17 protein-coding genes are annotated in these 16,419 nt (G+C 41.2%); 13 read left to right on the plus strand and 4 right to left on the minus strand.

Annotation, left to right across the window (positions count from 1 at the left end; translation table 11 throughout):
• The first annotated feature begins 248 nt into the window (after positions 1-248).
• The 13 genes from ABJV04_RS18880 to uspE all read left to right on the plus strand — a co-directional run bounded on the left by ABJV04_RS18880 (position 249) and on the right by uspE (position 11,414).
• Positions 249-1,172 carry a triacylglycerol lipase gene (locus ABJV04_RS18880; protein WP_348493158.1) on the plus strand — a complete coding sequence of 308 codons (924 nt, stop codon included), beginning with the start codon at positions 249-251 and terminating at the stop codon, positions 1,170-1,172.
• Positions 1,173-1,178: 6 nt separating this feature from the next.
• A complete protein-coding gene (locus ABJV04_RS18885) occupies positions 1,179-2,072 on the plus strand; it encodes a lipase chaperone (protein WP_348493159.1) in 894 nt (297 codons plus the stop codon).
• 153 nt (positions 2,073-2,225) lie between these two features.
• Positions 2,226-3,305, plus strand: coding sequence for an ATP-dependent 6-phosphofructokinase (locus ABJV04_RS18890; protein WP_348493160.1), 1,080 nt, complete (start codon positions 2,226-2,228; stop codon positions 3,303-3,305).
• A gap of 188 nt (positions 3,306-3,493) precedes the next feature.
• Positions 3,494-4,906 carry a F0F1 ATP synthase subunit beta gene (gene atpD, locus ABJV04_RS18895; protein WP_348493238.1) on the plus strand — a complete coding sequence of 471 codons (1,413 nt, stop codon included), beginning with the start codon at positions 3,494-3,496 and terminating at the stop codon, positions 4,904-4,906.
• Positions 4,896-5,285: a F0F1 ATP synthase subunit epsilon gene (locus ABJV04_RS18900; protein ID WP_348493161.1), complete on the plus strand. Its 390-nt coding sequence runs from the start codon at positions 4,896-4,898 to the stop codon at positions 5,283-5,285. The genes atpD and ABJV04_RS18900 overlap by 11 nt, the downstream gene beginning before the upstream one ends.
• Before the next feature lie 6 nt (positions 5,286-5,291).
• Positions 5,292-5,666, plus strand: coding sequence for an AtpZ/AtpI family protein (locus ABJV04_RS18905; protein WP_348493162.1), 375 nt, complete (start codon positions 5,292-5,294; stop codon positions 5,664-5,666).
• The gene (locus ABJV04_RS18910; protein ID WP_348493163.1) at positions 5,663-5,950 is read left to right on the plus strand and encodes an ATP synthase subunit I; all 288 of its coding nucleotides are present in this window, start codon (positions 5,663-5,665) and stop codon (positions 5,948-5,950) included. Before ABJV04_RS18905 ends, ABJV04_RS18910 begins: the two co-directional genes overlap by 4 nt.
• Positions 5,951-6,004: 54 nt before the next feature.
• Positions 6,005-6,730: a F0F1 ATP synthase subunit A gene (locus ABJV04_RS18915; protein ID WP_348493164.1), complete on the plus strand. Its 726-nt coding sequence runs from the start codon at positions 6,005-6,007 to the stop codon at positions 6,728-6,730.
• Positions 6,723-7,001, plus strand: a complete 279-nt coding sequence (locus tag ABJV04_RS18920; protein ID WP_348493165.1) for a F0F1 ATP synthase subunit C — start codon at positions 6,723-6,725, stop codon at positions 6,999-7,001. The genes ABJV04_RS18915 and ABJV04_RS18920 overlap by 8 nt, the downstream gene beginning before the upstream one ends.
• 3 nt (positions 7,002-7,004) lie before the next feature.
• Positions 7,005-7,841 (plus strand): F0F1 ATP synthase subunit B, encoded by an 837-nt coding sequence (gene atpF / locus ABJV04_RS18925; RefSeq protein WP_348493166.1) that lies wholly within the window; start codon positions 7,005-7,007, stop codon positions 7,839-7,841.
• Positions 7,842-7,864: 23 nt separating this feature from the next.
• The gene (locus ABJV04_RS18930; RefSeq protein WP_348493167.1) at positions 7,865-9,442 is read left to right on the plus strand and encodes an alternate F1F0 ATPase, F1 subunit alpha; all 1,578 of its coding nucleotides are present in this window, start codon (positions 7,865-7,867) and stop codon (positions 9,440-9,442) included.
• Position 9,443: 1 nt separating this feature from the next.
• A complete protein-coding gene (locus tag ABJV04_RS18935; protein WP_348493168.1) occupies positions 9,444-10,346 on the plus strand; it encodes a F0F1 ATP synthase subunit gamma in 903 nt (300 codons plus the stop codon).
• Between the two features lie 150 nt (positions 10,347-10,496).
• Positions 10,497-11,414: a universal stress protein UspE gene (gene uspE, locus ABJV04_RS18940; RefSeq protein ID WP_348493169.1), complete on the plus strand. Its 918-nt coding sequence runs from the start codon at positions 10,497-10,499 to the stop codon at positions 11,412-11,414.
• Between the two features lie 105 nt (positions 11,415-11,519).
• Here the strand turns inward: uspE and ABJV04_RS18945 are convergent, their stop codons facing one another.
• The 4 genes from ABJV04_RS18945 to ABJV04_RS18960 are packed head-to-tail and all read right to left on the minus strand — an operon-like array spanning position 11,520 to position 16,417.
• A complete protein-coding gene (locus tag ABJV04_RS18945) occupies positions 11,520-12,896 on the minus strand; it encodes an alkaline phosphatase (RefSeq protein WP_348493170.1) in 1,377 nt (458 codons plus the stop codon).
• 38 nt (positions 12,897-12,934) lie between these two features.
• Positions 12,935-14,248, minus strand: a complete 1,314-nt coding sequence (locus ABJV04_RS18950; protein ID WP_348493171.1) for a sugar MFS transporter — start codon at positions 14,246-14,248, stop codon at positions 12,935-12,937.
• 4 nt (positions 14,249-14,252) lie between these two features.
• Positions 14,253-15,422, minus strand: a complete 1,170-nt coding sequence (gene nagA / locus ABJV04_RS18955) for an N-acetylglucosamine-6-phosphate deacetylase (RefSeq protein WP_348493172.1) — start codon at positions 15,420-15,422, stop codon at positions 14,253-14,255.
• Entirely contained in the window at positions 15,419-16,417 is a 999-nt protein-coding gene (locus ABJV04_RS18960) for an SIS domain-containing protein (protein ID WP_348493173.1), read from the minus strand. The genes nagA and ABJV04_RS18960 overlap by 4 nt, the downstream gene beginning before the upstream one ends.
• Between the last annotated feature and the right edge of the window lie 2 nt (positions 16,418-16,419).

Raw genomic sequence — 16,419 nt, forward strand, 5'->3', positions numbered from 1 at the left:
ATTTGTTTGATTGAATAGATATAGCTCTCATAAAATAAACAGTTGTGGAAATAACTCAAGCAATTAATTCTAGACACTTAACATTCAAATAAAATCCCGCCAGCTCCACCAAATCTATAAAATAAGACGCTTTTTAGCGTCTTTTTTTATGTCTGACATTCTGCTGCCCCGCACAAACTAAATTTGACGTCTCATTAGACCATGCTAGGATAATGTAAATTTTTTGTTAACAGAAACGCATCCTAATTATGAAACTAAAATCCGCCTACTTGTTATTGCTTTTAATTTCACTACTACCATTTTCCGCCATGAGTTCTAGTTATACTCAAACTAAATATCCAATTGTTTTGGTGCATGGCTTGTTTGGTTTTGATGATGTATTTGGTATTGATTATTTTTACCGTATTCCAGATTCGTTGAGTAGAGATGGCGCGCAAGTGTTTATTGTGTCAGTTTCTGCGGCTAACAGTTCTGAGGTACGTGGTGAACAATTATTAGAGCAAGTGGAAGATATTTTAGCTCTTACTGGTGCAGAAAAAGTCAATCTAATTGGTCACAGTCATGGTGGCCCTACAACTCGCTATGTCGGCTCGGTAATGCCAGAATTAGTTGCGTCTGTGACTAGTGTTGGCGGCGTTAATTGGGGTTCACCTGTTGCTGACTTGATGAGGAACCAAATTCCACCTGGAGCGTTACCGGAATCTCTTGTGGGTTCAGCGGTCAATAGCTTTGCAAGCCTAATCGGCATAATCTCTGGGAATAGTGGCTTACCGCAAAATTCAATTGATAGTCTGGATTCTCTTACCACTGCGGGTTCAATAGCGTTTAATCAGAAGTATCCAGAGGGGATCCCGCAAAGTTATTGTGGCCAAGGCACCATGTTGGAAAGCAATGGCGTGGCGTATTTTTCGTGGAGTGGTACCCGCCCTTACACGAACTTTTTTGATCCTGTAGATGGGCCTTTGTCTCTTGTTAGTTTACTGATTAACGAGCCAAATGATGGATTAGTGTCAGCTTGTAGCAGTCATTTGGGGTATGTGATTAAAGATAATTACAAAATGAATCACCTAGATGAAGTAAATCAAACATTAGGTATACATCACTTATTTGAGACCGACCCCATCACGGTTTATCGCAAACACGCTAATCGATTAAAAAATATGGGGTTATAACTAAGGATGGGGAAAGCCCTTAGTTTGGTTATCGGTCTTGTCGTCATAACCGCAGTTTTTAGCCTGTTTTCAAACCAGGTTAAAAACTCGCCAAGGGCGACTATCGATAACAACAGCACCTTGAATGTGGCGGAAACGTCAATTAACCAAAATAAACAGATTAGCAACCATGGCAGCAAACTCAAACTCTCTTGGTTTAATCAGGCCCTAAAAGATCGACTTGATCGTTTTACCGCAATGTTTGAACAAAGCGAACAAAAAATGTGGCAAGTGTTCAATCAAGAATGTGCTCTATTTGAGAACTGCCAAGGGTTAACTGAGCTTTTTTCACGTTATTTAGAATATAAAAAATCACTCATTAATATAGACGGAGCTTCGCCAACAGATACCCTTTCTTTTCGGTCTAGAATGGATGATCTAGTGATGCTGCGTGAGCAATTTTTCGGCCAAGCTGAAATTGAAATGTTATTTGCTCGCGAGCAAGCATGGGATGAAGCGGCGTTGCAACGATTAGCAATTAGGCAAGATGAAAACTTATCAGCAGAGCAAAAACGGATGTTGCTTGAGGCCCATATTGAAGCCCTACCCGATTCATTAAAAAACTCCTTAACGCCAACTTTACAACTAGCAAAATTAACCTCGCTGCATCAACAATCCCCTGCTCAAACTAGCACATATAATGACTATGCCGCTGAGTTTGGTGACGAGGCAGCACAGCGATTAATGGCGTTACAGCAAAAACGCGCAAATTGGCAACAAAAATTAGCCGATTACCAATCTGAAGTAAATAGGTTATCTGCTCAATATTCATCTACGCAACTAACAAATAAAGTTCAAACCCTCAGAGACAAGATGTTTACTAAGAATGAACAAAAACGTCTTCAAGTACTCGTCCATTGATGAATATTCATAGGCTGACTTTTTGTCTATATCAGCATAAAAGTAAGGGTTATTACTAATAGCGTAATCACGCCACAGTGGTAAAATCTTGAATAGACTTCTCCCCAATATGAATACATTGCAATTATAAATAAAAACGTAGGAAGTATAATAATGCGGATTGGGATTCTTACTGGCGGTGGTGATTGTCAGGGATTAAATGCAGCAATTCGAGCTGTAGCTAAATCATTAATGTTAAATAACAATGCCGAAATTATAGGTATTGAAGATGGGTTTGACGGTTTATTGAAACGTAAAGTCCGTCAGCTTAGCTATGCAGATTGCAGCGGTATTCTTTCTCTTGGCGGTACTATTTTAGGAACCAGTAATAAAGCTAATCCTTTTGACTATCAGGGCAAAGACTGCTCGGCTGACGTTATGTCTTATTATCATGAACTAGGTTTAGATGCAGTGGTGATGATTGGCGGTGACGGCACAATGTCAATTGCTTATGAGCTATCTAAGTTAGGAATGAACATTGTTGGTGTGCCAAAAACCATTGATAACGATTTGATGTGTACTGAGCGTACATTTGGTTTCCAAACCGCAGTGTCTATTGTAACCGAAGCTATTGACCGACTGCGCACCACTGGACATTCACATAAACGAGTTATGATCCTTGAAACCATGGGCCGTTATGCAGGTTGGATAGCGCTACATGCTGGCGTGGCCGGCGGCGCAGATGTGATCTTGATACCAGAATACCCATACAACATTGATGAAATAGTTTCAGCTTGTGAACTAAGAGCCAGTGAGCAGCATTACTCTATTATTGTTGTCGCTGAGGGTGCTAAACCTGAAAATGGCACTATGGCAGTGCAAGAAACCATTGCAGATAGTCCAGATCCCATCCGCTTGGGTGGTATCTCAGATGTATTAAAAAGCCAGTTGGAAACACGCTTAAATGGCGAAGTCAGAGCAACATCTTTAGGTCACATCCAGCGTGGTGGCTCCCCCACGGCTAATGACAGAATTTTTGCAACAAACGTGGGCGCATTTGCCGCGAAACTCATTTCCGAAAAATTATTTGGTCGAGTTGTTGTGCAACAAAAAAATCAGTTAACCAGCGTACCTTTAGAGCAAGTTGCTAATCAAACTAAAGGAGTAGCTAGGGACAACATCACCTTACAAAGTGCCCTTTCTTTAGGGATAAGTTTTGGTGTCGCAAATTTAGAAACGACGGGGCAATCCTAGGATCAACCAAAAATATAGATAAGCGATAACCTTTAGGAAATTTATAAACCTTTAACGGCGAAAAGTCTGATCCCTATCAATCTGGTGTTGGCAGTGAAAGTTATAACCATCTTATAGACTAAGGCAAATCGTTAATGTCACGAATAGATCCCACGAATATGGCAGTCGAAGCTGAGCCACTCGCATCTATGCAGATAGGGGTTGTGAGTGCTGTGCGTGGAAGTATTGTTGAAATCAAATTCGAACATAAACCACCTGCTATTCACAATATTATCTACGCCAACAATCGCGCTATCGTTCTAGAAGTCCTAACCCAATTACCGGACAACAAAGTGCGTACAATTGCCTTAACCCCTACACAAGGTTTAGCAAGAGGCATGCAAGCAGAAGATTCTGGCCAACCTCTTACTGTTCCCATTGGCAAACAAAATATATCTCGCATGTTTAATGTATTTGGCAACCCTATTGATGGTAAAGATTTCAACCACCAATGTCAGCGCCGAAGTGTCCATCAAGCGCCTCCACTGCTTTCAAACTTATCTAGCCAACAACAAATATTTGAAACCGGTATCAAAATTGTCGACGTACTTTGTCCACTTGAGCGTGGCGGTAAAGCAGGATTGTTTGGGGGAGCTGGGGTAGGTAAAACCGTACTGCTAACAGAAATGATCCACAATATGGTAAGTCATCAACAAGGTGTCAGTATTTTTTGTGGTATTGGCGAGCGCTGCCGCGAAGGTGAAGAGCTATACCGTGAAATGAAACAGGCTGGTGTTTTAGATAATATGGTGATGCTGTTTGGACAAATGAACGAACCACCAGGAAGTCGATTTCGCATAGGCCATAGTGCATTAACCATGGCTGAGTATTTTCGTGATGACGAACATAAAGACGTTTTACTCCTTATCGACAATATTTTTCGCTTTATTCAAGCCGGATCCGAAGTATCTGGTTTAATGGGCCAAATGCCATCAAGAATGGGCTATCAACCAACTTTAGGAACTGAGCTATCTGGTCTAGAAGAGCGCATCGCAAACACCCAAAATGGTGCCATAACGTCAATTCAGGCAGTGTATGTGCCGGCTGATGATTTTACCGATCCTGCTGCCACCCACACATTTTCACACCTTTCGGCAACCTTGGTGCTTTCTCGAAAACGAGCCAGCGAAGGGCTCTACCCATCAATCGATCCGCTGCAATCCAGCTCTAGTTTAGCCACCGCAAATATTGTCGGCCAACGGCACTACAAATTAGCCCAAGAAGTAAGAGAAATTCTAGCTCAATATGATGAACTTAAAGACATTATAGCCATGCTCGGGTTAGAGCAGCTTGCAAATAAAGATCGTAAAGTTGTTATTCGAGCCCGTCGTTTAGAACGCTTTTTCACTCAGCCTTTTTTTACCACAGAACAATTCACTGGAATGGAAGGAAAATTTGTCAGTTTAGAAAATGCCTTGAATGGTTGTGAGCAAATTTTGCGAGGTGATTTTGATGACTACCCAGAAAGCGCGCTATACATGATTGGTGATATTAGCGAAGCAGTAAAATCTAACACTGAGAATGTCGAGCCAAACCAACAGGAAAATCAACATGCTAGTTAAAATTTTACTGCCCAACCAAATATTTTTGGAGTTAAAAGACGTGAATAGTGTTGTTGTTGAAACGCCAGAAGGCAGCTTCGGCGTTTTACCCAATAGACTTGACTGTGTAACCCCTGTTGTCCCGGGAATATTAACCTATCAACTAGCAGCTAACGAACATTCGTATATTGCCGTTGATGAGGGAATGTTAATTAAAACCGGAAGACAATTACTCATTTCCGTGCGCAGAGCAATTGTTGGAGGCTCTTTGCAGCAATTACATAAAACTGTCGAGGAAGAATTTTTAAAAGCAGATCAGGAACAGTTGGAATTACGCAGTGTCCTGGCGAAATTAGAAACTACTTTTTTAAAGCAATTTTCTTCGATTTCGAAAGATTAAATTTGTATGAGCAAAACAGGCAACAAACAAGAGTCCCATTCACAATCAACCCATGCGTTGGTTAAACAAGTGGAAACTAAAGCACAATTAAAACTAAATGCAAAGCGCCGCTCCTCCCCTGGAGTATGGTTTGGTTTAGGGATGATGGGAATAATTGGCTGGTCTGTGGCTGTACCAACTTTTCTTGGGGTAATGTTAGGCATTTGGATTGATAACAACTTCGAGCAACAACGTTCATGGACCCTAGCATTATTGCTTGCGGGGCTAGCCATTGGATGTTTCACCGCTTGGGGCTGGGTAAGTAAAGAGCACCAAGCGATTCATGATGCCGACGCTGATGCTCAACATAACAATATAACCGACGAGGAAGACAAACTATGAGCGATCACTACAGTATGCTAATAGCGTTATTTGCAGGTGTTGTTTTGGGCATTAGTTTTTTCTATAGCTTATGGTTTACGGTACAAAAAGGATTGCAGTCTGATCGCCCAGAATACTGGTTTATTGGTGGTTTTGTGCTTCGCATGGGAGTCAGTGTGGCGGGATTTTACTTTATTTCAAACCAGCAGTTTTGGCTGCTGATTTCAAGTCTCGTTGGCTTTTTAATTGGTCGAGTGATTACCAATAAAGTGCTAACTATTACGCCCAAACCCCAGATCCAGTGATTAAAAACAAAAGCTTTAGTCGAATATTAGATAAAACAAAAAAGGCTTAGAACCATGCATATTACGCCCGATGAAATTATTTATTGGCAATACGGCTTTTTTAAACTTAATGCCACTATCGTTTTTACCTGGTTAATTATGTTTATCTTAGTTTTGGGCGCGTACCTTATTACTCGTAATCTAAATGATCAATTGCGACCGACCCGCTGGCAAAATGGTTTAGAGGTTTTGGTTGTGACAATTTTACAACAAATAAACGACGCGGATTTACGCTCACCAGCAAAATATATCGGTTTTTTGGGTACCTTGTTTTTGTTTATTGCCATGGCTAATTTACTCACTATATTTCCAAGTTATGAGCCTCCAACCGGTTCGCTATCCACCACAATCGCGTTATCACTTTGTGTATTTATTTCGGTTCCGTTATACGGAATAAAAAACCAAGGGCCAATAAGGTACTTACAATCATACGCTCAACCTAACTTTTTTATGCTGCCGTTTAATATTATTGGTGAGCTAAGTCGAACGTTAGCTTTAGCTGTACGTTTATTTGGGAACATGATGAGTGGTGCCATGATCCTTGCCATCCTATTAGTTATTTCGCCTTTTGTTTTCCCAATAATTATGTCTTTGTTAGGGTTATTAACAGGTATGGTGCAAGCTTATATTTTCTTTATTCTTGCCGCTGTGTATATCGCCGCCGCCACAGCGCAAGATCAACAATCTAATCAAAAATACACTTCAATATCCGTTTCTGTTAAGGAGAAAAATAATGGATAACCTCACCCTAATTGCAATTTGTTCAATCATAACTGCAGGGCTGACAATTGGTATAGGGGTGGTAGGCCCTTCGTTAGCAGAAGGGGCTGCAATTGCAAATGCGTTAAAGGCACTTGCTCAGCAACCCGATGCCTCATCCACCATCACACGAACATTATTTGTTGGCTTAGCCATGATTGAATCAACCGCCATTTATTGTTTTGTGGTCTCAATGATTGTGCTTTTTAGTAATCCATTTTGGAACTATTTTGTTGAGAAAGCAGGAAGCTAAGCAATGCCTATAGATTGGTTTACCGTAATCGCTCAAACCGTCAATTTCTTAATATTATTGTGGTTATTAAAACGCTTTTTGTATCATCCAATTATCAACGGTTTGAATAAACGAGAAACCAAAATTGCTCAGATTCTTAGTGACGCAAAGGCAAAAAATGAACAAGCTGAAGCGTTGCAAGAGCAGTATCAACTGAAGTTAAAGCAAATAGAAAAACAACGCAGCGAGATCATTAATACAGCCAATCAAGAAGCGAAAGCTAAACGTCAAGAACTACTCGATATCGCACAACAAGAGGCGGCTGAAATTCTGGAAACTCGATTACATTCTATCGAACAAGAGATCCAAGCCTTGCAACAGCAAGTTGTGCAAAGAAGCATGCAGGAAGTCTTTAGTACGAGTCAAAAAATACTGAATGAACTTGCCGATAGTGAATTGCAAACATTGATGTTCAATAAGTTGTTGCTGCAACTTAACACCTTGGATAAGGAACAACACGCTCAGTTTAGTAAAGCGTTAAACGCCACCACAGCGCCTATTCATATTCACAGCACCTTCGAGTTAACTTCAGCACAAAAAAGTCAGTTGCAACAATGGGTTGAAGAAACGTATTCATCAGACAGCGTGGAAGCACTTGAGTTTAACTACACAATAAACCGAGAATTAATTTGTGGCATAGAAGTTATTTTTGATGGTTGGAAAATTCCTTGGAGTACACAAAATTACTTGAATTCAATGCAAGAAAACCTGCAACACCAGTTGCCCAAAAAAGTGTCTGCTCACATTAGCACCATAAAGACAGTTAATAAGCCAGATCTGGCGCAATCCAACATACGTTAAACCAAAAAAAGTGCAGAGATAGAATGAAACAGGATCCTGAGGCAAGTTTACAGCAAAATTATGATTCACTGTTTGAGCAGCTAAACCAATCAAATAATGATGTGACGAGCAACTGTTTGCTTGAAGAAGTTGGTATTGTTAACAGTGTGTCTCCGGGTATTGCCACAGTAAAGGGCTTACCAGGTGTAGGTTTTGAAGAACTGGTGCTTTTCCCAAATAACATTTACGGAATTGCCTTTAATCTGGATGAAAATGAAGTTGGCGTAGTGTTGTTAGGTGACTATTGTCAGCTAAGTGTAGGAGACCAAGTAAAGCGAACTGGACGAGTAATGGACATCGTTGTGGGTGAACACCTATTGGGCCGCGTTATCAATCCTTTGGGCCACCCCAAAGATAACAAAGGTCACCTTTCACAAACGCCACGCTTACCCATTGAGCGCCCTGCTCCAGAAATTATGTCACGTTTACCAGTGACCGAACCATTGCAAACAGGTATTAAGGTGTTAGATGCCCTACTCCCCGTTGGACGCGGGCAACGGGAATTAATTATGGGCGACCGACAAACTGGGAAAACCTCAATCGCCATTGATACCATTCTTAATCAGCGCGACAAAAACGTCCTATGTATTTATTGTGCTATCGCCCAAAAATCATCTTCAATTGCGAAAACCATTGCCACATTACAGCAGCACAATGCCCTTGAATACACAGTTGTTATGGTAACCGAAGGCAATGATCCGCCAGGATTGGATTATATCGCGCCCTATGCTGCAACCAGTATTGGCGAGTACTTTATGCACGCAGGAAAAGACGTACTTATCGTTTACGATGATTTAACTCGTCATGCCCGTTCATATCGAGAGTTATCTTTATTACTTCGTCGTCCGCCTGGAAGAGAAGCATTTCCAGGAGATATATTTTATTTGCACTCGCGGTTATTGGAGCGTTCAACTCACTTAAATGAAGAACATGGAGGCGGCTCCCTGACGGCCTTACCTATCATTGAAACCGAAGAACAAAATATGTCGGCTTACATTCCGACCAACCTAATTTCCATTACCGATGGGCAAATTTACTTGTCTCCCAAATTATTTGATTTGGGGGTATTGCCAGCGGTTGATGTGGGAAAGTCCGTATCCAGAGTAGGCGGAAAAGCGCAAAGAGATGGATTTAAAGCCGTTTCGGGCACATTAAAATTGGAATATGCACAATTCGAAGAACTGGAATCATTTGCGCGTTTTGGCGCTCGTTTAGATGACAGCAGTTTAGCAACAATCGAACATGGTAAGCGTATTAGAGCCTGCTTAAACCAACCAGAGTCGTCTCCGTTGTCAGTATCTGCACAAATTATTGTATTGTTAGCCCTGACACACCATTTCTTTGATGGGATTTCACTTCAGTATATTCAACAGGCGCAAGATGCCGTAGTCGATGGAATTGATAACCTTCATGAGGATATTCAACACAAATTAGCCCTAGCGAATACCTTAACAGAACAAGAGCTCAAGGATATTCTGACTATGTTTAAACAGGTTTTGGCACCTTTGCAAAGCGGTTCTGATAGCCCTTCTCACGCTAATACGGAAAGCGGCGAATCATAATATGAGTGAATCGAATAGCGATTTACAACGTAAAATTGTCAGTGCAACTGATTTGAAATCAGTTGTTAGAACCATGAAAGCCATGGCTGCGGCAAATATAAATCAATATGAAAATGCAGTACTTTCACTCGAAGATTATTACCGAACCGTACAATTAGGATTAACTGCTTATTTTATCAATACTGATAAAAGTGACTATCCCGCTACAGAAAAAATATCCTCCCCAACAGATCATAAAACCAAAATTGGAATTATTGTTATCGGCTCTGATCAGGGATTGGTGGGACAATTTAATGATATTTTAGTCGATTTTTTAAATGTTAAGCGTCAACAGTTCGGCGCCGCGCAACTGATATGGACAGCTGGTGAGCGAATACAGTCGTTACTCGAAGGACAAAAAGTTCCATTAGGAAGACAGTTTCCATTGCCGAATTCAATAGAAAGCATTACCTCTTTTGTTTCTGAGGTTTTGATAGAAATCGAGCAACAACAAACAAAAAATCAGTTAAAAGAAGTTTATCTTTTTTTCAATCGTACCTTAGACAAACCTAACTATGGCCCTTGCTTTAAGCGGATATTACCTTTTGACCAAAAGTGGAAACACGAATTTGTATCACTAACTTGGCCTAATCAATGTATTCCAGAGTTGCTGGTTAATAATGCGACGACCTTTAGCACACTCATAAAAGAATATATTTTCACATCCATTTTTAAAGGTTGCATAGAGTCACTAGCAAGTGAAAATGCAAGTCGACTTATAGCAATGCAGCGAGCTGAAAAAAATATAGAAGAGTTACAAGAGCAAATGCAAAAGTCATTCAATAAACTCAGACAAAGTGCCATTGATGAAGAGCTTGCTGATTTAGTGAATGGGTTTGAAGCCCTTACTGCCTTTGAAAAATGAAAATTATAGTAGGTATAAGGGAATCATTAGGTTTGCCTAAACATATTCGACTAAACTGTTTATTCACCAATATTGATCGACATCAAGTAGTGATTGAATAATCGGTGTATGGTCAAAGTGTATCGGCTTGATTCATTAATGGAGATTACTATGCAAACACCGCAAAAAATTCTAGTTGTCATCAGTGGCAAGCGTAAGCAGCATGAAGCCTTACTTCGGGCTTTAAAATTTGCCGAATTGAATGAAGTACATATTCATCTTCTGAATGTAATTTACGAGCCTATTTTAGATCTAACCGATGTGCTTTCAAGCGATCACCGTAAAGAAATGAAAAAAGAATATCTTGCAGATCGTTATCTCTATCTCAATACCATTGCTGAAGATCTTGAGAAAAAGAACATCCGTTGCACTACCCATGTTGAATGGTGTCGAGAGGTACACGAAGGTATCGAAGATGCCGTAAGCAAGATCCAACCGGATCTGGTGATCAAACGCATAACCGCAGACTCCATGAGTATAAATCCCTTTGCTATGCCAATCGACCGGCACTTGCTGCGTTACTGCAAAGCACCATTGTTATTGGTAAAACACGCCAGTTGGACAAACTCGCCTATATTGGCTGCGGTTGATGTGTTAGCCAAAGACGATAAACACGTTGCGTTGAATCAAGACATTTTGGAAGCGGCCCGACTTTTTGCACAGTTAGGAGAAAGCGAAATACACACCGTGAGCGCATATTTAGTGCATAACATGAGTGCCGCCATTGATTTCCCTACCATTAATTTTGAAAAACTCAGTGCCAATAGTGCTCAATTTCACAGTGATAAACTCGATAGCATGGAAAAAGCCCATGAAATTCCCATGGCCAAAAAGCATGTTGTAGCAGGCATGCCAGAAAAAGTAATCCCAAATGTAGTTAAACAAATCGACGCAGGGCTAGTGATTTTAGGCACCGTGGCTCGTAAAGGCATTTCCGCAGCATTTTTGGGAAATACTGCTGAATCCATTTTGGCAGAACTCAATTGTGAGGTATTGGCTCTGAATTTAGATGAGGGTGAGCCGGAGTAATTTCAAAGGGCAATAAGCCCAAAGCACATCAATAAATAAGGGCGTTTATTCTTACGCCCTGCTCTTTCAATAAAAAAGGGTACCAAAAGGTACCCTTGATCTAGTTTATTTCTGTTCGAGTAACGAAAACACCGTATTCGCGATATCAGTATTATTGCTTAGGCCCACAAAGGACTCACTGTGACTGCCAAAAGCAAATACTGGTACATCCACGGCGGTATGCGCCCCGGTAGTCCAACCAGTAAGGGTTCTTGCATCAATAATATGTTTAATATTAACGTAAAGTGCTTGTTTAACCGCATCCGCTGATGCATCTGCGTAAGGGTTCCCCTCGTTGCTTAACTGTGGATTATTTTCTCCCATACTTTTACTGAAGCTTAACAATGAAAGTTCGGACTCTGTTAGCTTAAAACTAAACAAATCTGAAGTTAGCGCTTCGGTAATATCTGCCTTTAACAACTGTTCAGCAATATAAATTGGGGAATGCGTCATGCTGCGCAATACCTCAGGTTTCCACTCATACTTTCCATTGGCACCTAGAGTCATGCCACCAGTACTGTGATCAGCAGTAACCACCACCAAGGTATCAGGATGCTGAGCTACATACTCTTCAAGCATTTCTAACGTGCTGGCGAGATCTTGCATTTCTCCCATTGCAGCAGCGATATCATTACTGTGTCCGCCCCAATCAACCTGGCTTGCTTCTATTAGCATAAAAAAACCTTTGTCACTTTCTAGCTGATCCAAAGCAGTGGATGTCATGGTTTTCAAACGATTGGCATCAGTGTCGTCCAAGGCCCAAGGTAAACCCACATCTGCAAACAAGCCCAAAAGCGGTTTATCCTTTGCAACATTGTTTAGGGCTGCATAGTCATCAACATATTGATAACCCAGCTCTTTAAACTCGCTGACTAAGTCTCTATCATCACGTAAAAAGAACTTCCAACCGCCCCCCAATACAACATCATACATTTGGTAATTATCAACATAACTATCAGCGATTTCATCGTAATTACCACGAGCTTCATTATGAGACATAAAACTTGCAGGGGTGGCGTGATTTACTTGGCTAGTTACCACTACACCAGTTTTTTTACCAAGGCGTTTAGATACCTCTAATACGGTAGTCACTGGCTGTTTATTAACATCCATGGCAATAGCACCATTATAGGTTTTTACCCCAGCTGATAAGGCTGTTGCACCGGCCGCAGAATCTGTCACATAGCCAGACACAGGGGCTGGATAGGTGCTGCTCATACCCACTAACGTGCGATCAAAAACCGTTTTCTCAATTTCAGCAGTGTTAGGATCATCGTTAAAATATCGATAAGCACTGATATAAGCGGGGCCCATACCATCACCCACAACCATAATGATATTTTTTGGTTTTTCTGGAACCACAATGGTTTGATTTGTTTGTTGCTGATCATTGCAGCCAAAAAGTATTAGCGATAATGAGAGCAATCCAATTTTACATTTCATACTGAGCCTATTTTTAATGATAGTTAAAGTTTAACGTGCTACTTCCATGAGCGGATAGCGTGTCCACGAATCGCGTAAAAGAAAATATATAAATAACATGGCAAACCTATCCAATAAGCAGATTGCAGATCGCCTATTTCATGGGAAATTTTGCCGAATAATAAGGGTAATATAGCGCCACCAGAGATACCCATAATTAGTAGCGCTGAGCCTTGCGCCGAGTAATTTCCGAGTCCTTTCAATGCTAGAGGCCATACAGATGGCCACACTAACGCATGAGCCAGCCCCATTAACGCCACAAACGTAATAGTGTTAGGAATAACCGGAATACCTGTCCATCCCCACAATACATCGGCAATACTGGTGGATTGTGTAGAAGACAAGACGATACCCAAAATACACAAACAGCCTGCAATCCCAGAGCCGAGTAAAGCACGTTCTTGCGAGACAAAGCGTGGAATACAGGTAACACCAATCAAATAACCAAATACCATAAAGACCATAGTAAATGAGGTTAAAGCAGCGAAATTGCTAACCCCTAAAGAAGAACCATAAAGGCCAATGGTATCCGCGGCAATCACTTCAACGCCGACGTAGAAAAACAACGCAATAGCTCCCAGTACTGTGTGCGGAAAATGAAAAATGGAGGTTTTTGCCCCACTCTCTTCAGGTTCGCTGTTACTTGTCGCTATTTCAGGTAATGAAGAAAACTTCACTAGCCCAATGAGAGCAGTTAATGCGATAGCCATTAACACATAGGGTACGATTAAGTTATGGGACAACTCCATTAAACGCTGATCTTTTGCCGCTTCCGATAGGCCGCTAAGGGCTTCTTCTGTAAAACTTCCCATGTCAGATAAGATTAAAGAGGTAAATAGAATTGGCACCAACACACCGGCACTCTTGTTTATCAACCCCATAATACTGATTCGCATTGCGGCACTTTCAACCGGTCCTAAATAGACAATGTAAGGGTTCGATGCAGTTTGTAAAATTGTTAATCCAGCAGCCAGCACAAATAAGGCAATTAAGAAAAAGGCGTAGTTGGCAGTAATCGCTGCGGGTATATGCAACAACGCGCCCACTGCCATAATCGCAAGACCTAAGGCCATACCGTTTCGGTAGCCGGTTTTTTTGAGAATGATGGACATGGGTAACGCCATCACTGTGTAAGCAATATAAAATGAAAAGGTCACGAATAAGGCTTCAAACTCGTTGAGTTCGCAGACTAATTGCAGAAATGGAATTAATGAACCATTAAGCCAGGTGACAAAACCAAAAATAAAAAACAAGATGCCAACCACGATCATTGGAACAAGAGTACTGGTTTTTTTTGTTGTTATAGTTTGCATTTTCTTAGACCTCTTTAGCCATTGTTTCTTGAGAGAACACGTTATTACCATTTACCCAAGTTGACTGCACAACAAGTTGCTCATCCAGTTGAATAAAATTGGCCAGCATACCTGGCGCAAGTTGTACTTTCGGGTTTGCTTGTATAGGTGAACCTGACAAATAATCTTTAGGATATTGGCTAGCTAAACGAATTGACTCATCTTCAGCGATCCCAAGGTTAAAGTGACAATACCTTACTGATGATGCCATATCGATAGCAGCACCAGCTAACTCACCCGTGGTGGATATTAATCGTCCAGCTTTGACCTTGACTTGGCGGTCAAAAAATTCAAATTCAGTGGCGTCTGTGCCAACCGGAGGCATAGCATCGGTGACCAAAAAGATCCCACCTTTAGGTTTTGCTTTTAGCGCTAATTGAATATTGACATCATCGACGTGATGGCCATCTACGATCAATCCGCAACGCGTGGTTTCCGATGTTAATGCCACGCCAGTTACACCAGGCTCTCTAGCTGCAATAGGCGACATGGCATTAAACAGGTGGGTAAATCCAGTCGCTCCACACTCTATTGCTTTGTTTGTGGTCACTCCATCAGCATTACTGTGGCCGATACAGACTTTTACACCTAAGTTCACTAGGGCTTTTATTTGCTCTTCAGGCACCACTTCGGGTGCTAACGTGACGATGATTTTACCTAAATCCTGTCGATTAAACAGTGCCCATTCTTGCTCAGTTATGGGCCGAATATGCTGCTGACTATGAGCACCTTTTTTAACTGTAGAAATGTGCGGTCCTTCAAAATGTATACCCATGATACCCGGTACGCCCAGACGGATCCCTTCCGCTACTGCGTCAGCTGCCATATTCATGGTATTGATATCATCAGTAATCACCGTGGGCATAAGTCCAGTTGTACCGTAGCGAGCATGGGCTGCAAAGATAGTTTTTAACGACTCAACGGTTGGTAGAGCATTGAATAACACTCCGCCACCTCCGTTGACTTGTAAATCTACAAACCCTGGAGCAACCAGTCCACTGAGTACCTTATCAACCTGCGAAGTATCTTCATCGATTGCAATGATCTTCTTGCCTTCAATTACCAGCACTTGGTCACAATGATATGCCTGTCCATCAAATAACCGTTGAGCATGCAATCTCATTTGTTGCTTCATAATGTTTTGGTTACTTTATTCAATCCTAAGGGAACATCGGGGTTTAGGCCGCGATGGGTTGAAAGCTTAGCTACATCAATATAAAAACGTTGCAAAACTAATAAGGGCGCTATTCTCGGATGTGCTACTAGTTTATTTTGGTGAAGATGTATAACTTGAGCACCGCGACGCTTCACTTCGTTTATTTGTTCAATATGCGAAGCTTCACTTTCATCTGCAACTAAACAATCTAATATTGCTAGTCCTTGCTCTATCAGAGTAATAGGGCCATGTAAAAATTCAGCACTACTAAACGCCTCAGCATGAATACTGCAAACTTCTTTTAGTTTTAAGGCTATTTCTTTAGAAACCGCAAACCCTAGCCCGCGTCCTAAGACCACAAGATTATTCACATTATCAACCGCTGTGGGCGCTAATTGTGAAGGTGAATCAATAATAGCGTCAAGTGCGCTAGGTAATTGATTTAAGGATTCCAACAAACCTTGGTTGTTTGTCCAAGTTGCCACTAAATGTAGCAGTGCAGAAAGTGTTGAAAGATAGCTCTTAGTTGCCGCAACAGACTCTTCTTTGCCTGCTTTTAATGGTAAAACGTCATCCACAATATCTTGTAAAGGTGAGCTTTCATCATTCACCAAAGCAATGCAATAAGCACCGCCTTTTTTTGCCATTTTTGCTTGGGCTAAAATATCGGGGCTACGACCAGACTGAGAAATAACAATGACTAAAGCATTGTCTAAATCTAACTGTTTGTTATACACACTTGAAACTGAGGGCGCGGCAGCAAATGTAGGGATTTGCGCTTCAATTTCAATTAGATATTTGGCAAAAACGCCTGCATGATCCGATGAGCCGCGACCAATAATCATCACCATTTTCGGTTTAAACTCGTGCAACTTATCAGCAATCTTGGTGACGATTTTTTGATTTTCTTGAATCTGTCCGCGAATAACTTCGGGAGTTTGTCGCGCTTCTTTTTCCATTATTGTTTGTGTCATGT

The organism is Aliiglaciecola sp., from assembly GCF_039982535.1.
Lineage (GTDB): Bacteria > Pseudomonadota > Gammaproteobacteria > Enterobacterales > Alteromonadaceae > Aliiglaciecola.